This window comes from Miniimonas sp. S16, from assembly GCF_057748195.1.
On the sequence record NZ_CM173242.1, the window covers coordinates 1,175,199 to 1,197,165 of the forward strand.

At 72.1% G+C, this 21,967-nt stretch carries 17 protein-coding genes and 2 pseudogenes; 12 read left to right on the forward strand and 7 right to left on the reverse strand.

Going from position 1 to position 21,967, the window contains the following annotated elements; translation table 11 throughout:
* Window positions 1-150: 150 nt before the first annotated feature.
* Entirely contained in the window at window positions 151-777 is a 627-nt protein-coding gene (locus tag AC3AQ1_RS05225; protein WP_342777036.1) for a DUF305 domain-containing protein, read from the reverse strand.
* 519 nt (window positions 778-1,296) lie between these two features.
* Here AC3AQ1_RS05225 and AC3AQ1_RS05230 point away from each other — a divergent pair.
* From AC3AQ1_RS05230 to AC3AQ1_RS05240, 3 genes and pseudogenes are all read left to right on the forward strand, one after another.
* Window positions 1,297-2,364, forward strand: a complete 1,068-nt coding sequence (locus AC3AQ1_RS05230) for an IS110 family RNA-guided transposase (RefSeq protein WP_108718108.1) — start codon at window positions 1,297-1,299, stop codon at window positions 2,362-2,364.
* A 122-nt stretch (window positions 2,365-2,486) separates the two neighbouring features.
* Window positions 2,487-3,686, forward strand: a pseudogene (locus AC3AQ1_RS05235) (ISL3 family transposase); the annotation flags it as partial.
* Window positions 3,687-4,000: 314 nt separating this feature from the next.
* On the forward strand, window positions 4,001-5,071 hold the full coding sequence (locus AC3AQ1_RS05240) for an IS110 family RNA-guided transposase (RefSeq protein WP_106817779.1): 1,071 nt from the start codon (window positions 4,001-4,003) through the stop codon (window positions 5,069-5,071).
* Window positions 5,072-5,178: 107 nt separating this feature from the next.
* On the opposite strand, the gene AC3AQ1_RS05245 is transcribed toward AC3AQ1_RS05240, so the two are convergent.
* A complete protein-coding gene (locus AC3AQ1_RS05245; RefSeq protein WP_159096394.1) occupies window positions 5,179-5,673 on the reverse strand; it encodes a citrate synthase family protein in 495 nt (164 codons plus the stop codon).
* Window positions 5,674-6,283: 610 nt separating this feature from the next.
* On the opposite strand from AC3AQ1_RS05245, the gene AC3AQ1_RS05250 reads away from it, so the two are divergent.
* From AC3AQ1_RS05250 to AC3AQ1_RS05270, 5 genes are all read left to right on the forward strand, one after another.
* The gene (locus AC3AQ1_RS05250) at window positions 6,284-7,312 is read left to right on the forward strand and encodes a LacI family DNA-binding transcriptional regulator (RefSeq protein WP_108718111.1); all 1,029 of its coding nucleotides are present in this window, start codon (window positions 6,284-6,286) and stop codon (window positions 7,310-7,312) included.
* A gap of 137 nt (window positions 7,313-7,449) precedes the next feature.
* Window positions 7,450-8,766 carry an ABC transporter substrate-binding protein gene (locus AC3AQ1_RS05255; RefSeq protein ID WP_199916531.1) on the forward strand — a complete coding sequence of 439 codons (1,317 nt, stop codon included), beginning with the start codon at window positions 7,450-7,452 and terminating at the stop codon, window positions 8,764-8,766.
* 215 nt (window positions 8,767-8,981) lie between these two features.
* Window positions 8,982-9,923, forward strand: a complete 942-nt coding sequence (locus AC3AQ1_RS05260) for a carbohydrate ABC transporter permease (RefSeq protein WP_234417808.1) — start codon at window positions 8,982-8,984, stop codon at window positions 9,921-9,923.
* Entirely contained in the window at window positions 9,923-10,864 is a 942-nt protein-coding gene (locus tag AC3AQ1_RS05265) for a carbohydrate ABC transporter permease (RefSeq protein WP_108718112.1), read from the forward strand. The genes AC3AQ1_RS05260 and AC3AQ1_RS05265 overlap by 1 nt, the downstream gene beginning before the upstream one ends.
* Window positions 10,864-11,814: a glycoside hydrolase family protein gene (locus tag AC3AQ1_RS05270; protein WP_108718113.1), complete on the forward strand. Its 951-nt coding sequence runs from the start codon at window positions 10,864-10,866 to the stop codon at window positions 11,812-11,814. Before AC3AQ1_RS05265 ends, AC3AQ1_RS05270 begins: the two co-directional genes overlap by 1 nt.
* Window positions 11,815-11,896: 82 nt before the next feature.
* Here the strand turns inward: AC3AQ1_RS05270 and arr are convergent, their stop codons facing one another.
* From arr to AC3AQ1_RS05285, 3 genes are all read right to left on the reverse strand, one after another.
* Window positions 11,897-12,307, reverse strand: coding sequence for an NAD(+)--rifampin ADP-ribosyltransferase (gene arr / locus AC3AQ1_RS05275; protein ID WP_108718114.1), 411 nt, complete (start codon window positions 12,305-12,307; stop codon window positions 11,897-11,899).
* A gap of 33 nt (window positions 12,308-12,340) precedes the next feature.
* Window positions 12,341-13,354 (reverse strand): hypothetical protein, encoded by a 1,014-nt coding sequence (locus tag AC3AQ1_RS05280; RefSeq protein WP_108718115.1) that lies wholly within the window; start codon window positions 13,352-13,354, stop codon window positions 12,341-12,343.
* A gap of 214 nt (window positions 13,355-13,568) precedes the next feature.
* A complete protein-coding gene (locus tag AC3AQ1_RS05285; RefSeq protein ID WP_108718116.1) occupies window positions 13,569-14,162 on the reverse strand; it encodes a GNAT family N-acetyltransferase in 594 nt (197 codons plus the stop codon).
* A gap of 249 nt (window positions 14,163-14,411) precedes the next feature.
* Here AC3AQ1_RS05285 and AC3AQ1_RS05290 point away from each other — a divergent pair, with 249 nt between their 5' ends.
* Both AC3AQ1_RS05290 and AC3AQ1_RS05295 read left to right on the forward strand, forming a co-directional pair.
* A complete protein-coding gene (locus AC3AQ1_RS05290) occupies window positions 14,412-15,056 on the forward strand; it encodes a 5-formyltetrahydrofolate cyclo-ligase (RefSeq protein WP_234417809.1) in 645 nt (214 codons plus the stop codon).
* A gap of 99 nt (window positions 15,057-15,155) precedes the next feature.
* Window positions 15,156-15,248: pseudogene (locus AC3AQ1_RS05295) on the forward strand (FmdB family zinc ribbon protein); the annotation flags it as partial.
* A 62-nt stretch (window positions 15,249-15,310) separates the two neighbouring features.
* On the opposite strand, the gene AC3AQ1_RS05300 reads toward AC3AQ1_RS05295, so the two are convergent.
* Window positions 15,311-15,589 carry a hypothetical protein gene (locus AC3AQ1_RS05300; RefSeq protein ID WP_313556713.1) on the reverse strand — a complete coding sequence of 93 codons (279 nt, stop codon included), beginning with the start codon at window positions 15,587-15,589 and terminating at the stop codon, window positions 15,311-15,313.
* Window positions 15,590-15,730: 141 nt separating this feature from the next.
* Here AC3AQ1_RS05300 and AC3AQ1_RS05305 point away from each other — a divergent pair, with 141 nt between their 5' ends.
* Together AC3AQ1_RS05305 and mscL are read left to right on the forward strand one after the other, a co-directional pair.
* Entirely contained in the window at window positions 15,731-16,411 is a 681-nt protein-coding gene (locus AC3AQ1_RS05305) for an SAF domain-containing protein (RefSeq protein WP_108718118.1), read from the forward strand.
* Between the two features lie 24 nt (window positions 16,412-16,435).
* A complete protein-coding gene (mscL, locus tag AC3AQ1_RS05310) occupies window positions 16,436-16,978 on the forward strand; it encodes a large conductance mechanosensitive channel protein MscL (RefSeq protein ID WP_108718119.1) in 543 nt (180 codons plus the stop codon).
* Between the two features lie 71 nt (window positions 16,979-17,049).
* On the opposite strand, the gene AC3AQ1_RS05315 is transcribed toward mscL, so the two are convergent.
* The gene (locus AC3AQ1_RS05315; protein ID WP_159096395.1) at window positions 17,050-21,948 is read right to left on the reverse strand and encodes a hypothetical protein; all 4,899 of its coding nucleotides are present in this window, start codon (window positions 21,946-21,948) and stop codon (window positions 17,050-17,052) included.
* Window positions 21,949-21,967: the final 19 nt, after the last annotated feature.

Consider the following 21,967-nt stretch of genomic DNA (forward strand, 5'->3'; position numbering starts at 1 on the left):
TGCCTGTCGCATCCTGGAACGGCTCTCGTCGCTGACCCCCGACCTGCGCCGTCCTCCCCAGGATGAACTCGCCGCAACACACCAACGTCCCCGGGGACCGCTCGTAGCGGTCGCCGGGGACGTTGGTGCGTTGCGGCGCAACCCGAAACTCTACATCCAGGACTCGTCGAGCATCTGCTCCATCTCGGTGATCTCGGCCTCCTGCGCGGTAATGATGTCCTCCGCCAACGCGATCGCGTCCGCATTCTGACCGTTCTCAACCTGAGACTGCGCCATCTCGATGGCCCCCCGGTGGTGCTCGATCATCAGCTCCAGGAACAGCCGATCCACCTCGGCATCCTCGGCGTCCGCCAGCGCCTGCATCGCCTCCTGCTGATCCATGCCCCCCATGTCCATGCCGTCGTGGTCCATGCCGCCATGGTCCATACCGGAGGGCAGCTCCTCCCCCCAGGCCTCCAGCCAGCCGGTCATCTGCTCGATCTCTGGTCCCTGGGCATCACGAATCCGCTCACCCAGCTCGCGCACCTGCGCAGTGCTGGCTCGCTCCACGATCAGGTCGGCCATCTCGATCGCGCCCTCGTGATGCACGATCATCATCTGCACGAACTCGGTATCAGCCTCGTTATGCACAACCGCCTCCTGCGTCGCAGGCGAGTCCGTCGCCGTCGGGGAGGCCTGCCCACCAGCAGACTCAGGTTCCGAACTACACCCAGCCAGCGCGATCACCAACGCTGCAGCCCCGGCGACGGCCACCATCTTCGTCTTCGTCGTACTCAACAGATCTCGCTCCTCATCCTGTGCTGCACGTCGTGTGCATCCGTCCATCGGGGCGTCCTCACGCTCGGACTCTCGCCCGACCTCGCAGACATGGAGTCACCAGATTCGCGTGCCAGGATCAACACCTGATCCCCGAACCATGAAGGTCTGATCAAGACCTGGAGCGCTGACCGTGCGGTGCCGGGCATCGTGCGTCATGCAAGCCTTCTTCGAGCCCGATTCGCGGCTCTTCACTATGGATCCCGTGGACCGGTTGGTCTGGCTCCTTGATGGGCGTGGCGGTCTCGGCTCGGTGGACGCAGGATGGTCTGGTGGGCGGGTCTGACTCACGGCTCTTCTGACGCCGCTGCTTGTTGGTGGCTGTCCTGTCTGCGACGTGTCGACCGGCTCGGCTCACTCCCGAAAGTGCAGCCCGGCGGGCCGTCATGTCCTGATAGGAGTCTGGCGAGATCCCCGATAGTGAACTGACTGACGCCCGGCCGGGCTGCGCACCCGACAACACGGAAGGGCGCAGTTCCAATGGTGAAGCAAGATCAGATCGAGGTCTACGGCGGCATCGATACCCACGCCGAGACCCACCACGTCGCGGCGATCGACGGAGCCGGACGACGACTAGCCGATGTGAAGGTCTCGGCCACCGCGGCCGGCTACCAGGCGGCGTTGCAGTTTCTGCGGTCCTGGCCCGGGCTGGTGAAGGTAGGTATCGAGTGCACCGGCTCCTACGGTGCTGGGGTCAGTCGTGCGATCCGAGGCGCGGGCATCGAGGTCAGCGAGGTCAACCGCCCCAACCGCTTCGACCGCCGGCTACGCGGCAAGAGCGACCCCTTCGACGCCTACTCTGCCGCTGAAGCGGTGCTCTCGGGCCGAGCCAGCGCCGCACCCAAGGGCGGCGACGGGCTGGTGGAGTCGCTACGAGTACTGCGCACGTCCCGGTCCTCAGCGCTGACGGCCAGGACGGCGACGATCAACCAGATCAAGGGCATGCTGATCACGGCTCCAGAAGAACTGCGTTCGCGCTACCGGGGCATGTCGAACACCAAGCTGATCGCTGCGCTGGCGGCCTCCCGCCCCACACACGCGCCGGTCACCGCCACAGAGGCGACGGCGTACAGCCTGCGGCTGCTGGCCCGGCGCTGGCAGGCACTGACCGAGCAGATCGAGGACCTGGCCGGGCACCTGCAGCGGCTGCTGGATGACCACGCCCCGGAGCTGATGAGCGTGTTCGGCTGCGGCCGAGACACCGTCGCACAGCTACTGATCACCGCCGGTGACAACCCCGACCGGCTGCGTTCAGAAGCCGCGTTCGCAGCACTGGCCGGAGCGTGTCCAGTCCCGGCATCCTCGGGCAAGACGAACCGGCACCGACTCAACCGCGCCGGCGACCGGCAGGCGAACTCCGCGCTCTACCACATCGTGCTCGTGCGGCTGCGCTACGACAAGGAGACCAGAGACTACGCACAACGGCGAACTGCTGAAGGCAAGACGAAGATGGAGATCATCCGCTGCCTGAAGCGGTACCTCGTGCGCCAGCTCTACCCACTCATCGTCGAAGTGCTGCTGCCCCAGCGCGAAACGGCCGCCGCTTGACTCCAGTCAATAGGAGTGTCACAGATGACGGTGTGACGGGCGTCGGCGGGGCGCTGGCTGGGTAGACGTCGAGGTCCCCTGAAGATGGAGGTTCCTACGCCACACATCCAGAAGACCTCGACTTGCCTGACGCTACCTTCGCGCTCCCTGACCTGACCAAGTTCTGCCACCTCGATGACCTCGGTCTCGAGGTCGTCGGGCAACACCTCGCCCCCGACCACGCCGTTCTCGCCTGCCGCGTTCTCGACGCCGATGACGGCAGCGAGGGCTGGTGTCGACGTTGCGGCTGCCAGGGCGCACCGCGCGACACCGTGACCCGACGGCTGGCCCACGTGCCGCTGGGCTGGCGGCCGACCACCTTGTTGGTCTCGATCCGCCGCTACAAGTGCACCGACTGCGGGCATGTGTGGCGCCAAGACACCAGCCATGCGGCCGAGCCCCGGGCGAAGCTGACCCGCACTGGGCTGCGGTGGGCTCTGGAAGGGATCGTGGTTCAGCATCTGACCGTGGCCCGGGTAGCCGAGGGCCTCGGAGTCGCGTGGAACACCGCCAACGACGCTGTGCTGGCCGAAGGCAAGCGCGTCCTGATCGAGGATGAGAACAGGTTCGACGGCGTCGCGGTGATCGGCGTCGACGAGCACGTGTGGCGTCACACCAGGCGTGGCGACAAGTACGTGACCGTGATCATCGACGTCACCCCTGTCCGCGACGGCACCGGCCCCGCGAGGCTGCTCGACATGGTCGAGGGCCGCTCCAAGCAGGCCTTCAAGACCTGGCTCGCTGAACGCCCCGAAGCGTGGCGCGATGCGGTCGAGGTGGTCGCGATGGATGGCTTCACCGGCTTCAAGACCGCCGCTGCCGAGGAGGTCCCCGACGCGGTCGCGGTCATGGATCCCTTCCACGTCGTCCGCCTGGCCGGCGACGCACTCGACCAGTGCCGACGCCGGGTCCAGCTCGCGATCCACGGCCACCGCGGCTTCAAGGACGACCCGCTCCACAAGTCGCGACGCACTCTGCACACCGGTCCCGGGCTGCTCACCGACCGACAGATCGACCGGCTCAACCAGCTGTTCGCCGACGAGGGCCATGTCGAGGTCGAAGCCACCGGGGGCGTCTACCAGCGCATGATCGCGGCTTACCGCACCGAGGAGGGCAGCCGCGCACGTGAGGCGATGGCCCAGCTGATCAACGACCTCGGTACCGGTGCTCCGAAGGCGTGAGTCGAGGTCGCGAAGCTCGGAAGAACCCTGAAGAAGCGCGCCGCCGACGTCCTGGCCTACTTCGACCGCCCCGGCACATCCAACGGTCCGACCGAGGCGCTCTGTGAGTGTCTACCTGGCTGGTCCGGGACCGGCTGGTCAGGATGGTTCCGGTCGCGCTGAACAGCGTGTGACTCTCGAAGCAATTGGCCCGCTTCGGCGGTGCTCTTCCGTTGAATTGTCCACGCTGGGAAGCGCGGCCGGCACCGTCCGGCCCACCTCGGTGACCTGATCAGGAGACTGTCCGACCCCATCTAGATTCACGGGGTCGTGGCCCATCACAGATATGCCCCGACGTGACCTCTACCCGGGCCGGTGCCGGCCGCTTGGCGACCGAGACATCACATCCCCGTCACGAGGAAGGAACGTCGATCACCATGTCGATCGTCGCGCACACCCGCCCATTCGTCATCGGCGTAGACGCCCACGCCCGAACCCATGCACTCGCCGTGCTGGCCTGCCCGACCGGAGAGGTCCTCGATGAGGCACAGTTCCCAGCGACGACTGCCGGCCTTGCCCGTGCCGTCGCCTGGGTCGCACGCCGCACCGGCGCGGACCTCGACGCGCTCTGGGTCATCGAGGGCGTCGGCACCTACGGCGCCCGCCTGGCGCGTGCAGCTGCCGATGCTGGGTACGCCGTGGCCGAGGCACCACGGATGAACGCTCGCGCCAACCGCGGCGTGGGCAAGTCCGACCCCCTGGACGCTCGCCGGATCGCTCAAGCAGCCCTCCCGCTCGACCACACCCAGCTGCGTCTGCCGCGCACCGACGAGGGAGCCCGGGCCGCCCTGCGGATCCTGATCGCCTCCCGCGACCACATCACCAACGAGCGCACCGCCGCGATCAACGCCCTGATCGCGCTGCTGCGGGTCGTCGACCTGGGGATCGATGCCCGAGGCACCCTCAACACCGGCCGGATCAGCGAGATCGCCGCGTGGCGCGCCCGCGCCGAGGAGCTCTCCATCGGCGTCGCCCGCGCCGAGGCCGTCCGCCTCGCCAAGCGTGTCCGCACAGCCGACAGGGAGCTGGGCGACCTCACCCGCCAGATGACCGCCCTGTTGAACGAGAGCCCCGCCGCGGGCCTGCTGGACCAGCCGGGCATCGGACCCGTCACCGCCGCGATCGCCTACGCTGCGTGGTCGCACCCCGGCCGGATCCGCTCCGAAGCCGCCTTCGCCAGCCTGGCCGGCGTCAACCCCATCCCGGCCTCATCCGGCAACACCGTTCGACACCGTATCAACCGCGGCGGCGACCGACGCCTCAACCGCGCCCTGCACATGGCCGTCGTCACCCGCATGCGCATGGACCCCGAGACCCGCGCCTACGTCGACAAGCGCACCGCGCAGGGGCGCACCCCGCGCGAGATCCGCCGCTCGCTCAAGCGCTACCTCGCCCGTCAGATCTACAGGCAACTCAACGCCACGATCACACCTGCGGCGGCTGCTTGACATACATAGGAGATTCAACGGCCGACTCGAACACCTGCGCGGCAGCGCACTCGGATTCAGGAACCTGACCAACTACATCGCCCGCAGCCTGCTCGAGACCGGCGGCTTCAGGCCACAACTCCTACACCGTGAACTGTGAAGAGCCACGAATGCCCGTCTCTGAAGCGCAGGATCCCCTCGACATCGAAGGGCCACCCCGTGGTCGCGATCGGGCCACTCGACCACACGTCAAACGACTCCATATCTGACAATCTGCGCACCGTGACGCGACCGCGTCCTTCGTTCGCTGACAGCTGGACATCCCCGATCGTGAACTCGACAACGAGGGCGTCCGTGAACGCGAGCCCGTGCAGGTTCATCGTTTGAGGGCCGTTCGTCGCCACCTCACCATTTGTGGTCACGAGTGTGAAGGGTGACTCGCCAGCTCCGAGCACAATCGAGCTCAATAGCTGCGAGAACCGGGCAGGATGACGGCCGTACGCGAGATCGCTGAAGTCGGGGATGTTGGCGATCGACTCCCGGATGCGGAAGTAGTTGGCAACGATGGTGCTGTCTTGCGCGAGGTACACTGTCCGCCCTTTCGTCGGGCCGCCCTTCGGCAACCATGCACCGTTACGCTCTCACGAGACACCGACATCACCGCGACGTTCACTGCTACGAGCACGCATAGTCGTTCCTCGGCGCCGCAAGCGAGGAGCGAGCAGACCCCTCGGGGCTGCTGATCCTGGCCTGCATCACGGTGTCCCTCCTCACGACCGTCTTCCCCACAGATGTCTGGAAGAACCGAGTCAAGAAGGGAGGTCGACTCATGAACGCTATGTTCACGATGCTCGCCCGCTCGGCCGACATGGTTACGATCGCACTCGCAGCTACCGGGATCAGTGGCGCCCGCACAACGCGCTGCCGAAACGGGGAGAGGCTGAAAGTAGCGCCCCATCTCGGACGCGAATCAGGGCACACCTCACCGAAGCGGGCGGTCGGCGACTCGAAGACTAAGTGACCGCACCGGCGACCCGGGCATTCCGCGGGCGCTCCCCGCGATGTCAACGTCCTCCGCGGGGGCGCGATCGCTCGGGCGTGGTCTCCCATGCCCGCGCCTCGCACCGGACCGCCGAGACACGCAGCGAAGCATGACAGTTGACAGGTGGCGAAACCATTGGGCACACTCCTCTCCAGCAGCCGAAACGTTTGGGCACTCGATGAGGAGGAACCGTGGGACGCACCACCTTGCGCGACGTCGCGGAGCTCTCCGGGTTCTCGGTCACCACGGTCTCCTACGTCCTCAACGACATCCCCGGCAAACGGATCCCGGACTCCACCAAGGAGAGGGTGCAGGCTGCTGCCGCCCAGCTCGCCTACACGCCGAACCGCCTCGCGCAGGGCCTGCGGCGCCGGCGCAGCGACACGATCGGCTTCGTCGGCGACCACGTGGCCACCTCGCCGCACGCCGGCCAGAGCATCCAGGGCGCGCAGGACGCCGCCGCCGCGCGCGGCTCGATCCTCGTCCTCATGAACACCGGTGCCGACGAGGACCTCGAGAACCGCGAGATCCGCGAGCTGCGCGACCGCCAGGTCGACGGCATCGTCTACGCCGCCGAGTACCACCGGGTCCTCACCCCGCCGGCGGCCCTCGAGGGCATCCCCACCGTGCTCCTGGACGCCCGCTCCACCGAGTCCGGCTGGTCCTCGGTGGTGCCGGACGAGGCCGGCGGCGCGGCCGCCGCGGTCACCGAGCTGCTCGAGCGCGGCCACCGGCGCATCGCCTTCGTCAACAACGAGGACGACATCCCGGCGTCGTCGCTGCGGCTCGACGGAGTGCGTCAGGCCCTCGCCGCAGCCGACCTCAAGCTTGCGCCCGACATGCTGACCCAGCACCCCTCGGAGGCGCGCGGCGGGTTCCTCGGCGCACTCACGGTGCTCGACCGCCCCGCGCACGAGCGCCCGACCGGCCTCTTCTGCTTCAACGACCGGATGGCACTCGGCGCCTACCAGGCGGCCCAGGAGCTCGGGCTGCGTGTGCCGCAGGACGTGTCGATCGTCGGCTTCGACAACCAGGAGCTCATCGCCGCGAGCCTGCGCCCTGGCCTGACGACCGTCGCCCTGCCCCACTACGACATGGGCAGGTGGGCCGTCGACACCCTCATGGACTCGATCGACTCGACCCGAAAGGAGCGTCCCCGCTACGAGACGTTGCCGTGCCCTCTGGTGCGCCGTGGCTCCGTCGCCGCGCCGCCGGGATAGGCCCGAGGCGGTCCCACAGGCCACGTCGCCCCGGTCGGGAACCGGGGCGACGAGCGAGTACCCCACCCCCACCCGCTGCAACGGGTGACACCATCCCCGGGCTGCAACCCGGGAACGACACAGAGTTGGAGAACATCGTGGTTTCCACGCAGCTCAAGCGCTTGACCGCCGTCAGTGTAGCGACGGGCCTCGCCCTCTCCCTGGCCGCGTGCGGCAAGGGCAGCAGCACCGACAGTGGGGGTGAGGACGCCAGCGGCGCCACCGTCCTGAAGATGTGGACGCACAACGCGGGCAACGACGCCGAGCTCGCCGCCATCCAGGGCGTCGTCGACGACTACAACGCGAGCCAGAGCACGTACAAGGTCGAGGTGCAGGCGTTCCCGCAGGACTCCTACAACACCTCCGTCACCTCCGCCGCGTCCTCGGGCAGCCTCCCCTGCATCCTCGACATCGACGGTCCGAACGTCCCGAACTGGGCGTGGGCCGGCTATCTGGCTCCGCTCACGGGCCTCGAGGACCGCGCCGCCGACTTCCTCCCGTCCGTGCAGGGCGTCTGGAACGACGAGCTCTACTCGCTCGGCTACTACGACGTCGCGCTCGCGTTCCTCGCCCGCACCTCGGCGCTGGAGGCCGCGGGCGTGCGCATCCCGACCGCCGACGAGCCCTGGACCAAGGACGAGCTCGCCTCCGCGCTCGCGGCCATCAAGGCGAGCGGTCAGTTCGACAACGTGCTCGACATGCAGACCGGCAACACCGGCGAGTGGTGGCCCTACGCCTACTCCCCGCAGCTGCAGAGCTTCGGCGGCGACCTCATCGACCGCGAGAACTACGAGAGCGCCGACGGCGTGCTCAACGGCCCCGAGGCGGTGGAGTGGGCCACGTGGTTCCGCTCGCTGGTCGACGACGGCTACATGCCGCTGAAGTCCGGGCAGGACCCGGCGCAGGACTTCTTCAACGGCAAGACCGCGCTGCTGTGGACGGGCTCCTGGTCCGCGGCGCCGGCGGCCGAGTCCGACATCGCCGACGACGTCACGTTCCTTCCGCCCGTCGACTTCGGCGCCGGCGCGAAGATCGGCGGCGGTTCCTGGCAGTGGGGCGTGAGCGCCACCTGCTCCGACATGGACGGCGCGCTGGACTACATGACGTTCGCCATGCAGGACGAGTACGTCGCCTCCATCTCCGAGGCCACCGGCACCATCCCGGCCACCGACGGCGCCGCCGCGATGGTCGACGGCTACGGCGAGGGCGGCAAGTACGACATCTTCCGCGTCTTCTCGAAGAACTTCGCCGAGCTGCGCCCGGTCACCCCGGGCTACCCGTTCATCGCGACCACGTTCACCAAGGCCGCGCAGGACATCCTCAACGGCGCCGACCCGCAGGCCACGCTCGACCAGGCCGTCAAGGACATCGACGCCAACCAGAAGAGCAACGACAACTTCGCCCCGACCTCCTGAGGCACAGGCGGGGCTCGCCGCGAGCGAGCCCCGCCCTGCCCCGCACGTCGCACCACCGGTGCACGACGGCGTCGCTCGCCCGTCGAGTCGCGTCACCCCCGCCGCGTCACCCCCGCCCCACCCCAGCGCCGCCTCCCCCGACGCGCCACGCCGTCGGGCCCGTTCACCGCACCGCAGCGGCCCGGCCGACGCCCTCAGATCCGACAGGAGCCCTCATGACCCAGATGGTGGAGATCGAACCGCCGGTCCCGTCCGCCGCCGTCACCCGACGTCCGCGGTCGGTGACGGGCAGCTCGCGGGGTCAGTCCCGCACCGCGGCGTGGATGATCCTGCCCGCCGGCGTCCTCATCCTCGTGTTCGTCCTCGTACCGATCGCGCTGACGTTCGGCCTCGCGTTCACCGACGCCAAGCTCATCTCGCCGACCGGACCCCGATTCATCGGCGTGGAGAACTTCTCCCGCCTGTTCGACGACCCGGTGTTCTGGAAGTCGCTGCGCAACACGGTGATCTTCGCTGCGGTGATCGTCCCGGTGCAGGCCGGACTCGCGCTCGGCCTCGCGCTGCTCGTCAACGTGAAGATGCACGGCGTCACGTTCTTCCGGACCATGTACTTCCTGCCGGTCGTCACCTCGATGGTCGTCATCTCGCTGCTGTGGCAGTTCATGTACCAGCAGGACGGCCTCATCAACGCGGTGCTCGCGCGGATCGGAATCACGGGCCCGGACTGGCTCGGGAACAAGGACACTGCACTGCTCGCGATCATCGTGATGTCCATCTGGCAGGCGGTCGGCTTCCACATGGTGATCTGGCTGTCGGGCCTGCAGACCATCCCCGGTGAGCTCTACGAGGCCGCGGACCTGGACGGCGTGAGCAACCGCCAGAAGTTCCTCTACGTCACGTGGCCGGGCCTGCGCCAGACCGCGACCTTCATCCTCGTCACCATCACGATCGCGGCGTTCGCCCTGTTCACCCAGGTCCAGGTGATGACGCAGGGCGGTCCCCTCGACTCCACCAGCACCGTGGTGTTCCAGGCGTTCCGCGCCGGCTACACCCAGCAGCAGACCGGCTACGCGGCGGCGATCGCGCTCGTGTTCTTCGCCCTGGTCCTCGCCGTCAACCTGATCCAGCGCTACCTCACCCGAGAGAAGGACGCCTGATGAGCGCCTCCGCCACCACCTCGACGGGCGACGTGGCCGCACCGGCCCCGCACGCCGTCGTGCCTGCCCGAGCCAACCGCTCCCACCGCGGGCCGAGCACCGGACGCCTCGTCTGGCGCTGGGTCGTGCGCATCGCGCTCACGCTCGTGTTCGCACTGCCGCTGCTGTTCATGTTCGTGTCCTCGCTCAAGCCCGACACGCAGATCTTCGGCGACCTGACGAGCGTCCGGGCGTTCCTCCCAGTCGGCGACATCTCGCTGGACAACTACACCGGGGTGTTCGGTCGCGTGCCGTTCTGGCGCTTCCTCGCGAACTCCGTGGTCATCGCCGTCGCGACCGTGGTGCTCGGCCTGATCGTCAACAGCATGTGCGCGTTCGCGCTTGCGCGGCTGCGCTTCCGCGGCCGCAGCCTGGCGCTCGGCGTCATCATCGCGACGCTCATCGTGCCCTTCGAGACGCTCGCGCTGCCGCTGCTGTGGTGGGTCAACCTGCTGCCGTACTACGACGGCTCGACCGGCTGGCTCGACACCTACGAGGTCCAGATCATCCCGTTCGTCGCCAACGCGTTCTCGATCTACCTCTTCTACCAGTACTTCGCGTCGATCCCGAAGGAGCTGGACGAGGCCGCGACGGTCGACGGTGCGGGTCGCTTCACGATCTACCGCAAGATCGTCATGCCGCTCGCCGGGCCCGCGATCGCCACCGTCGCGATCCTCACGTTCCTGCCCGCGTGGAACCAGTACCTCTGGCCGCTCATGGTGGTGCAGTCCGAGGAGCTGCGGCCGGTCATGGTCGGCATCGACTACTTCAAGCAGCTCAACACCTCGTGGGGCCAGATCATGTCCTACGCCTCGCTCATCACGATCCCGGTGCTCGTGCTGTTCGTGTGCTTCCAGCGCTCGTTCATCAACTCGATCGCGTCCTCGGGGGTCAAGGGCTGATGCTCGAGCTCCCCGACTCGTGGGTGTGGGACTTCTGGCACGCCCAGGACGACGACGGCACCCATCACCTGTTCTTCCTCTACGCCTCCCGCGCGCTCGGTGACCCGAACCTGCGCCACCGTCGCGCCGCCGTCGGGCACGCGGTGTCGACGGACCTGCGCACGTGGCGGCGGGTGGCGGACGCGCTCGTGCACGGCAGCCCGCCCGCCTTCGACCAGACGGCCACCTGGACCGGGTCCGTGGTCCGCGGCGACGACGCATGCTGGCACCTCTTCTACACCGGCACCACGCTGACGGACGAGGGCCAGCTCGTGCAGCAGGTCGGTCACGCGACCTCGGCCGACCTGCACGGCTGGACCAAGCGCGCGGACCCCGTCGCACGCGCCGACGCGCGCTGGTACGAGAAGGTCGGCGGGCCCGCCGGCTGGATCGACGAGCACTGGCGCGACCCCTGGGTGCTGCGCGACCCCGACGGCGAGGGGTGGCACATGCTGGTGACCGCGCGGTCGCGCGAGGGTGACGTCGCGGAGCGTGGCGTGGTCGGCCACGCGACGTCGCCCGACCTGTTCACGTGGACGGTGCAGCCGCCGCTGACCGAGCCGCGGCACGGGTTCGGTCAGCTGGAGGTGTTCCAGGCCGCCGCGGTCGAGGGCCGCGATGTGCTGGTCTTCAACTGCCTCGCGGGCGAGCTCTCGCCTGAGCGCCGCGAGCGGTTCGGTCACGGCGGGATCTGGGCGGCGCCCGCGGCGTCAGCGGTCGGACCCTACGACCTCGACGCTGCGTACCTGCTCACGGACGAGTCGCTCTACGTCGGCAAGATCGTGGACTCGGCCGAGGGCGCCGTGCTGCTCGCGTTCGTCAACGAGGGACCCGACGGCGCGTTCGGCGGGTGCATCACCGACCCGATGCCGCTGCGCTGGGAGGGCGAGCGGCTCGTCGTGCAGCGCTGAGGGCCGCGGGCGTACCCGGTCCGGGCCACGGGGCGCGGCACGTCCGCCGTGGACAGCTGTCGGCACCGGATCCGCTGGCCGCTCAGTTGATGATCTGCGCGGCCTCGTCCGCGCGAAGCGCCGCGAGGCGCTCCCGCCAGGTCTGGAGCGCCTCGGGCGCCAGCCTCGGCCAGTCCTCGACCTCCCGCACCACCCGCAACGGGTCCGCGCTGCGGTAGGACCTGGTGGGGTTGCCGGGGAACTTCTTGTCCGTCACGTTCGGGTCGTTCTCGAACGGACCGGTCGGCTCGACCTCGTAGACGTGCGGCGCCCCCTCGACCCCGGCGATCTCGGCCGCCAGTCCGGCACCGTCGAGCAGTGCCGTGAAGTAGACGTGATTCATCACGACCTCGGGCCGGTAGTTCGACCGGTACCCCGCCGTCAGCAGGTCACCCGGGCGCAGCTCGGCCTTCGTGCCGTGGAAGAACGGACCGTGGTCGAGGACGTCGCTCACGCACCGATGGTACGGACGCCCCCGGGGGTCGCGTCAGGCGCTCGCGCGGCGTCGCGCCAGCACAGCGGTGAGGTCGATGCCCGGCACCTCGGCGTCGGGTGCCCCGGCGGCCTGAGCCTCGACACCGGCCCCCTCGGGGGCGACCTGCGCGGCGGCGAGGTCACCGGCGGACTCGAGCTCGCCGTCGGGCGCGACGTCCTCGCGACGGCGAGCCTCGGCCTTGAGCGTGTAGGTCGGCACGGGCACGGGGACGGGCGTCCAGGTACCGGCGGCGGCGTCGGTGCTGGCCGCCACCTCGGCGGGCTCGTCCGTCTGCCAGCGCAGGCGTCCGGACGTGGCGTCGGCGGCGGCCTCGGCCGGCTCGGACGCGGTCGACGGCGCAGCCGTCGTCGCGGCACCCGCCGCGGCGAGGTGCGAGCGCAGCTCGGCGGGCGAGTACGTGGGCCCGGCGACCACGGCGGCACGCGGCTCGACCAGGCTCGCGGGAACGTCCGCCCACTCGGCGCGCTCCGCCTTCGCCGCGCGCACGCCGAGCACGAGCACGGCGACGAGCACGAGCGAGGAGAACACGGCCAGCAGCACGGAGAAGTCGGCGAGCACGACGGCGAGCCACGCGACGGCGGTCACGGTCACGAGGGCGAGGGTGACGACGAGGCGACGGCGAGCGGCGGCCGCCTGCTCGGCACGCCGTGCGGCGATCGCGGCGCGGACGGCCGCAACCCGGCGTGCCTCCTGGGCGCTGCGGCGCTCGGCCATCCCGGTGGGGCGGTTCACGGTGGGCTCCTCGGCTCGGGCGGGTGAGGCGGCTCGGGCGGTCGCGGGGGCCGCCAGGGCTGGTACGGGGCGTGAGGCCGGCAGGAGCGACGTCGTCGAGAGCGGTACGCCGTCCGTGGGTCGACCCCGCCGCTCCACCACCCGCAGGGAGGCGGAGAACCGGTCGTGGACGCGGGCGTCCCCGATGGTCTGCCGCCGCCGCACGAGCGACGGGACGAAGTAGCCCAGGATCAGCATGACCGCCGCCGCGATGACGAACCCGGCGGTGCTCACGCAGCCGACGGTAGGGCCGCCGCTCGAGGCGTCGGCGCACGTGGGCGGGCGTGTCGCGCAATCGGGTCGAACACCGCGGGCCCGACGGCGAGGATCGCCGTGCGGCGCAGGCGTCGCCCGCGGCGTGACGCGGGCGGGGTGACGCGGGCGATGCGGCGTGGGCGGTGCCGCGCGGACGGGCGACGCAGTCGGGCGTCTCAGGCGTGGGTCGAGCTCAGCCGAGGTCGTGCGGGAGTGCGCGCGCCCGCTCCAGGAGGCCGCGCGGCACCTCCTCGGTCGTGAGGGCGAAGGTCCGGTGGTCCGCCCACGCCCCCTGGATGTGCAGGTAGGCCTTGCGCACGCCCTCGTCCCGCAGGCCCAGCTTCTCCACGACGCGCAGGCTCGGGCCGTTCTCCGGCCGGATGTTGATCTCGATGCGGTGCAGGCCGATCGAGGAGAAGCAGTCGTCGACGGCCATCGCCACCGCGAGCGGCATGAGGCCGCGCCCGGCGACGTCGCGCGAGATCCAGTAGCCGATCGCGGCCGAGCTCAGCGACCCGTGCGTGATCGCGGTGACCGTCACCTGCCCCACGATGCGCCCGTACAGCTCGATCACCCAGGGCCGCGAGGCGCCGGACCGCGCCTGCCGGTTCAGCTCGCGCACGTATCCGCCGAACGTCAGCACCGAGCGCGCTCCCCCGGGCACGGTCGCCTCCCACGGCGCCAGCCAGACGGCGTTCCGCGCGCGCACCGCCGACCACTCGGCGCCGTCCCGGCGCCGCAGCGGGCGCAGCGCGAGCGGCCCCTCGGCGAGACGCGTCGGCCACATGGGGTGCACAGTAGCGGCGCGCGACGCGCGCGTGGCGGTACATCGGCAAGGCGGCCGACGGGCCGCGAACGCGCACACCGCGGAGGTGGCGCACGGGTCTCGCCGGGCGGCTCCCGCCACGCCGCCGTCGCGTCGCCCTGCGGCGCTCCGGACAGCCCGCGACGAGCACGAGACACCGCCCCCGGGACGGGAGCCGCGACGCGCTTCCTGTGCGACAGTAAAGGGGTGAAAGGCAAGGACGCCCTACCCATGTCCCACGAGGACGACCCCCACCCGATGCCCGAGATCGCGGGCGACCACGCCGACGAGGCGCTGGAGCACGCGAAGGACGCGCTGCGCACCACGCTCGTGCGCCGTCGCCGCCAGCAGGACGCCCGCCGCCTCGCCACGAGCGCGTGCGGCATCGCGCGCCAGACCACGGACCTCGTCGCCTCGCTCGGGCTTCAGGCCGGTGACGCCGTCGCCGCGTACGTCTCCCGCAAGGACGAGCCCGGCACCCATCCGACGCTCGACGTGCTCCACGACGCGGGCCTGGAGATCCTGCTCCCGGTGCTGGGGGCTGCCCTCGACCGCCGGTGGGGCCACTACACCGGCATGGCCGACCTCGCGCAGCGCGCCCCGAACCGCCCGCTCGAGCCGGTCGAGTCCGACGGCGGGCCGGAGCTCCTCGCGCAGGCGCGCCTCATCCTCGTCCCGGCCCTCGCCGTCGACGACGAGGGCTACCGCCTCGGGCTCGGCGGAGGCTGGTACGACCGCACGCTGCTGCACGCCGCGCCCGACGCCGCGGTGTTCGCGGTCGTGTACGACGAGGAGGCGCACCACGCACCGCTCCCCCGCGCCGCGCACGACGTGCCCGTGGGGGGCGTGCTCACTCCCACGAGCTGGTGGACGTAGGGCCGCCGCGCAGCCTGACGGCAGGGGTAGTCTTGGCACTCGGACCACGTGAGTGCCAGCCCGCGACGCGGGCCCGAGGCCAGGAGCACCAGGAGCGTCATGCCCACCTACGCCTATCGCTGCACGGCGTGCGGACACGCCTTCGACGTCCGCCAGTCCTTCACCGACGCGCCGCTCACCGAGTGCCCCGAGTGCGGCGGAGCGCTGCGCAAGGTGCTGCAGCCGGTGGGGGTCGTGTTCAAGGGGTCGGGGTTCTACCGCACCGACTCGCGGGAGAGCGGGAAGAAGGGCGGGTCCTCCTCGGCCACGTCGGGCGGGTCCTCGGACTCCGGCTCCACGTCCGCGAGCTCGACGGCCTCGTCCGGCGAGAAGAGCGGATCCGGCTCGACATCCGGCGGGTCGACCTCGTCCAGCTCGTCCGCGTCCGGGTCCTCCGGGTCGACCTCGACCGGCACGTCGACGACGGCGAGCCAACCCTCGGCGTGAGGCTCACCCCCGCGCAGCTCACCTGACGCGCCGCCGACGGCGAGCAAGCCCTCCGCGTGAGGGTCGTCACCCCGCGGCCCGCCCGAGCGGCCACGCGGGTTGTCCCCCTACGGGTCGGGCGCCGTCGACGCGAGCACTGTCCACAGCCCGCGCGCGTGTCGGCGGGGCATCCACCTAGCGTCGTCGCCATGACGAGCTGGGCACCGGCGGACGCGGGACGAGGAGCCCGTGCGCGACGTCGCGCGTGGCGTTCGCGGCTGTGGCGGTACCGGCCGCTCCTCGTCGGGGCGCTCGTCGCAACCGCGATCCTCACGCTGCTCCCGGCCGTGCTCCCCACCCCGCCGGAGACGAGCGCCGTGGTCGTCGCGGCCGCCGACCTGCCCGCCGGCACCCGGATCACCCCGGCCGACGTCGAGATCGCCGACTTCCCCCCGGCGCTCGTGCCGGCCGGGGCCCGCGCCTCCCCCGCCGACCTCGTGGGATCGATGCTCGCGCACCCCGCGGCGCGCGGCACGCCGGTCCTGGCGAGCCAGCTCGCCGTCGACGGCTGGACCGGCCTGTCCGACGGCGAGCTCGCCGTCCCGGTGCACCTCGCCGACCCCGCCGCGGCGGACCTCCTGCCCGACGGCGCGACCGTCCACCTCGTCAGCGCGACCGGTGAGGGCGCCAGCGTCCTCACCTCGCGCGCCCGCGTCCTGGCGCGGATCGGCGCGGCCTCGACGGGCGGTCTGCTCGGCGGCTCGGGGTCGCCGTCGGACCTCCTGCTGGTTGCCGTTCCGAGCGAGGCCGCTACCCTCGTGCTCGACGCCAGCGCGGGCGGCACCCTGACCGTCGCCCTCGGCGCCTCGGGGAGCCGCCCGGGTCCGTGAACGACCAGCACGAGGGGAATCCTCATGTCCAACGCCTTCGCCAACGCCAGCAACGCCTACAACAGCGCCGCGAGCGCCGTCGCCAAGCGCACCGGCTTCCTCAACGGCTTCAAGGAGTTCATCAGCCGCGGGAACGCCGTCGAGCTCGCCGTCGGCATCGTCATCGGCGCCGCGTTCACCTCCGTGGTGACCGCGATCGTCGAGGGCCTGATCAACCCGCTCATCGGCGGGCTGTTCGGCCAGCCCAACCTCGACAACATCTGGACGATCTCGCTCGGCGACGCCCTGATCAAGCCGGGGATGGTCCTCACGGCGCTGATCAACTTCCTGCTCGTGGCCGCCGCGATCTACTTCATCGTCGTGCTGCCGCTCAACGCGCTGGCCGCGAAGCGCAAGGCCGGCGCGGAGCCGGAGCCGGAGGCACCCGCCGAGGACGTCATTCTGCTCCAGGAGATCCGCGACCTGCTCAAGGCTCCGGCCGGCGGCGCGGGGCGCACGGCCGTCCCGCCGGCGCCGGTTCCGCCCGCGCCCGGCGGGCCGATCCTGCCCGGAGCGCCGACCGCCTGAGCGTCGGCGCGCACCGACGCTGGAGCCGGACTCGCCCGCGGGCGAGTCCGGCTCCGTCGTATCGGGCGGGCTCAGCCCCAGTGGGGCGGGCGCTCACGGCGGAGGCGATCCTCGTCGTCGCCGCCGCGGTCGCCCCAGGCACGGTCCTCGTCCTCCCACGCCTTGCTCGGGAGCACGGGAGGTGCCGGCGGGCGCGCCGCCGCCGAGGCGCGCTGCGCGGTCGCCCCCGGCTCGGTCCCGCCGCGGACGTCCGCGCTGTCGCCGCCGCGCGCGTCAGCCGCGGTTGAGTCCGCGCTGGCGCCGCCGCGCGCGTCAGCCGCGGTTGAGTCCGCGCTGGCTGCGTCGTCGTCGGCTGCGTCGTCGTCGCTGAACCGGACGATCATCTCCGCGGTCTCCGGCCCGGCGGAGTAGCGGGTCTCCCGCTCGGCCGCCGTGTCGCCGTCGTCGTCGTGATCATCCGTAGCAGGCTCCTCGGGGCGCGGCCGCAGCGTCCGCTCGACCACCTCACCGATGATCTCGTCGGCCCGAGCGGCACCCCGGGGCACCGCGAGCTCGGCGCGCAGCTGGGCGGCCAGCTCGGCGTCGTCCCGCCCCACGCCGTCGCTCATGATCCAGGCGGCGAGGGCGTCGAGCTCACGCGCCGAGTAGGCGCCCATCGGGAGCCCGGCGAAGACGTCGGGGCGCTCGCCCTGCCGGGGCGGCGCCTCGGACGCCTCGTCCTCGGTCTCCGCGGGGTCGACCGCCTCGGCCGCGCCGTCGAGGCGGGTCACGTCGACCAGCGCCTCCCCCGCACCCGCGCCGTCCGCAGGGCCACCCGAGCCCGCACCCGCACGGTCCCCGACGTCCGACCCCGCCGACGCACCGCCGCCGGCGTCCGTTCCGCGGTCGCCACCGCCTCGCCGGCCCGCTTCGACCCCGCCCAGCCCCACGGGCTCGTCGGCGTCGTCCGCACCGTCCTCGTCCACCTGCAGCACGGGCGGCGCGCTGGCCGCGGTGCGGGTCGGCGCCGCCAGCGCGTCGCGCACGCGCGCCGTGACGGCATCGAGCACACGCTGCGCGGCAGCCGCCGGGTCGAGGAACACGTCGAGCGAGGACAGCACCACCACGGCCCAGCCGCGCCGCTCGAGGCGCTCGACCCAGTACCGGTCGCGCGCTCGCAGGCTGCCGGTCATCACGTAGTCGTCGGTGTCGGTGAGCACCGCCACCTGGAACGTCCCCGGCAGCGAGGGGTGGCCCACGGCGAGCGGGATCCGCACGCCGCGCGGCGGGCCGTAGTCCGCCACGACGTCGAGCCCGAGCTTCCAGAGGCGGTCGGCGAGGTCGACGAGCAGCGGTGCGGGGTGTCCCTCGCGCTCGGCGGGCGGCACGCCGTACTCCCCCCCCGCGGCCGCGAACTGCAGCAGGTCCGAGAGCATCCGCGACCCGGCCGAGCGCAGCCGGGTGCTGTCGAGCTCCGACGGCGCGAGGCAGCTCGTCACCACGAGCCGGCGCCGGCACGCCTCGAGGGCGTCCACGAGCAGCGAGACCCCGCGCGCGGAGCTGACGGCGCCGAACTGGTGGATGACCCGGCCGTGCGGCGTCTTGCCGTACCCTACGGCGAGCACCACGGCGTCGCGCCGCATGCCCGCGGCCTGCTCGACGTCGACCACCTGGAACGGCTCGAGCCGCCCGGTGTCGAAGAAGCCGGCGACGGCGGGGCTCCCGGTCACCGCGGCCGCGACGGCCTCGCGGATCCGCATGGCGTGCCGCGGGTTCAGCGCGATCACGGCGAGCGACTCGGTGGGGCGGCTCAGGGCGTGGTCGATGACGACGTCGACGACGTGCTCCACCTCGGCGGGCACGCTGTCCACCACGCCGCCGTGGGCCGCGAGGGCACGCCCCTCGACGAGGTCGAGCCGGATGGCCGTCGGACCCGGCGGCGACGGCACCTCCACCACGGCGCCCTCGTACCCGTGGGCCGCGAGGAACGCGGTGAGGAACTCGTCCCGGTCGGTGCGCGAGCCGTCCAGCTCCACGCGCGGCAGCACCGCCGCGAGGTCGGCCACGAGCCCGGTGCCACCGCGCCGCACGTCGCCGACGAGGACCACCTGCCGCGCCCGGGCGATCGCGGAGACCGCCTGCTCGGTGGCGAGGTTCTGCACCGAGTCGAGCACCACGAGGTCCACGGGCGGGCCGTCGGGTTCGGCGCCCGGCCGCTCGAGCAGCTGTGGCACGAGCATCGCGGGCACGCTCCAGCACGGCACCACCTGGGCTCCGACGGGCGCGTACTCCGCGCGGAAGCGACGCAGGTCCAACGGCGCGATGCCGCGTCGCGCCGCGTCCGCGAGGCGGAACACCTCGCGTGCCGTGGCCTTGTGCGCGACGGCGACCGTGCGCAGCGCCTGCGCCGTCGCCAGCGCGACGGGCGGGACGAGGCTGTCGACCTGGCGACGGTCGAGCTCCCGCAGCCGCTCGACGTCCTGCGCGTAGCTCGACGCGCCGCGCAGCGCCGGCTCGCTGGCGATGACGTGCTCGAGCGCGCTCGTCCACCACGCGAGGTCGAGCTCCGCGGTCACGAGCTCGAGCGGCACGCGCCGGTCGGCGAGGTCGTCGAGCAGGTCGGCGAGCCCGAGGTCCACGAGGCGCGCGACGGCGTCGGTGCGCTCGGGCAGGGCACGCGCCACGCTCTCGTCCTCGGCGAGGCTGAGGAGGTGGTCGGACAGGTCGTCGAGGTGCAGGTGCTCCAGCGGCACCGAGCCGTCGCCGACGGTGTTGCGCAGCGGTGCGTCCAGCTCGGCGATCGCGGCGGTGACCTCCTCGGTCGCGCCGATGAGCTCCGACATCGAGTCGGGCAGGCGCGGCCACCCGCCCGCCGTGCAGTGCACCTGCCAGACCTCGCGCTGCTCCTGGACCGCGACGAGCTCGGCGTGCAGGTCCGTGACGTGCCGCCCGGGCCGCAGCAGGTCCTTCGCCTGTTTGCGCAGGCGCCGCCGCACGGCGGCCGGCATCTCGTCGTAGGCGTCGCGCTCGCTGCGCGGCGCGGTGGCGGCGACGAGGTCGGCGGCGGAGCGCTCGAAGATGGTCGGCTGGAAGACGTCGAGCGCGGCGCGCACGCCCTGCAGCATCCGCAGCTGCTCGACCCAGGTCTCCAGGTCGCGCGCGGGCTCGAGCCCGGTCTGCGTGGTGGCGACCGCGATCTTCTGCCGCAGCGCCGGCAGGGTGCGCGCGGCGAGGCGCTGCACCGAGGCCACGCACGCGCGCGCCTGGTCGGCGTCGGCGAGCCGCACCCCGAACCACGGGCTGTCGCTGCGGCGGACCTGGAAGGCGCCGAGCGCCGCCGCACGCGCGAGCTCGCCGCGGGCGTCCTCGAGCGCACGACCGGTGAGCCGGCCGAGCGTGGCGTAGCTCAACCGCACCTGGCTGCGCGGCGCCGGGCGGCGGGCGGTGAGCTCCGCGAGCGCCTGCAGCGCGTCGTACGGGGACACCCCGAGCTGGTGGTGCCGCGTGTGCCAGGCGTCCACGCGGGCGGTGAGCGCCGCACGCAGCCGGGTGAGCTCGGCCCGCTGCGCCCCGATCCCGACCTTGTCGACCGTGGGCAGGTCGGCGCCGAGGCGCGCGACGAGGAGCCCGCCGGCCGCCGGGCCCTGGGCAGGTCCGTCGGCGGCGTCGAGCACCATGCCGTCCAGGCCGAGCTCGATCATCCGGGCGACGAGGCTCTCTCCGGCGCGGCGGGTCCCGGGCACGTGCAGCACGGTGCGCCCGGAGGCGGCCGCGTCCGCGACGATCGCGGCGACGGTCTCGGTGGTGGGCGTGCCGGGCGGGGCGTCCACGACGACCGACAGGCCGCTCGCCACGGTGTCGAGCACGCGCTGCTGCGCGAGGTCGAGGTCGCCGACCCCGCGTTCGGTGCCGGGATCGCGGTCGCGCGTCAGCGCGGGCGGCGGCTCGACGGCGAGCGCCCGGATCGCGTCACGGTCGCCCGCGAGCGCGGCCACCACGTCGTGGCCGGCGAGCCATCCGCCGGCGAGGTCGTCGGCCAGGAGCTGACCGGGGTGGGCGAAGGAGCCCACGACGATGAGCTCGGACACCTCGGGTTCCTCGAGCGCACCGACGGCCGCGTCGCGGATGCCGTCCAGGGCCTCGCGCAGGTCGGAGGAGCCCTCCAGGACCGGCGCGACGAGCACCGCCGGGTCGAGGCCCGCGTGCAGGAGGGCGTGCTCCACGACAGGGTTGAGCTGCGCGCGACCGCCGAGCGTGAGCGTGGGCTCGAGGTCGCCGTCGGCCATCTCCAGCGCGACGGGACGCAGGAACACGGGCGCCCGCACGTCGACCCGGGCGCCGTCCTCGCCGGGCTCGCTCCACGCGATGACGCCGAGCGCCGCCGTCGTGGCCGTGACGCCGTACTGGTGCCGGTGCTCGGCGGCCCGCGCGAGCACCACCCGCGCCCGACGGCGGGCGTGGGCGAGCGCCGACGGCTCACGCACGAGGTTGCCGAGCGCCGTCGGGCGCCCCGCGAGCAGCTGCGCCATGCCGCCGGGGTGCGCCGCGGACAGGTCGAGCGTCGCGTCGGCCACCGTGTCGATGTCGCGCAGTGCCGACTCGCCGCCGAGCGCGGACAGCGCGTCCTGCCACTGCCGCACCGCCCTGGCGACCGCCTCGGCGCGGGTGAGTGGCTCGGCGACCGGCTCGGCCGCACGAGCCGGCGCCGGCTCCGCGTCCGGGACCTGGGTCGGCGCCGGCGCGGCCGGGGTGGGCTGCGCGGGCGTGGGCTGCGCGGGCGTGGTCTGCGCGGTCGCGGCCTCGGTCCCCGCCCCGGCACCGGCGTCAGGCGCGGCCTCAGCCGCGGCCTCGGGCGAGGTCTCAGGAGAGGTTGCGGACGCCACAGCGCCGGTCTCGAGGTCGCCGACGGCGCCGGCCCGGTCGGGCCCGCTCGCCTCGTCCCGCGTCGCCGGAAGGATCTCCGTCTCGTGCTCGTCACGTCCCGACGTCACGCGCACCCTCCGCTCGTCA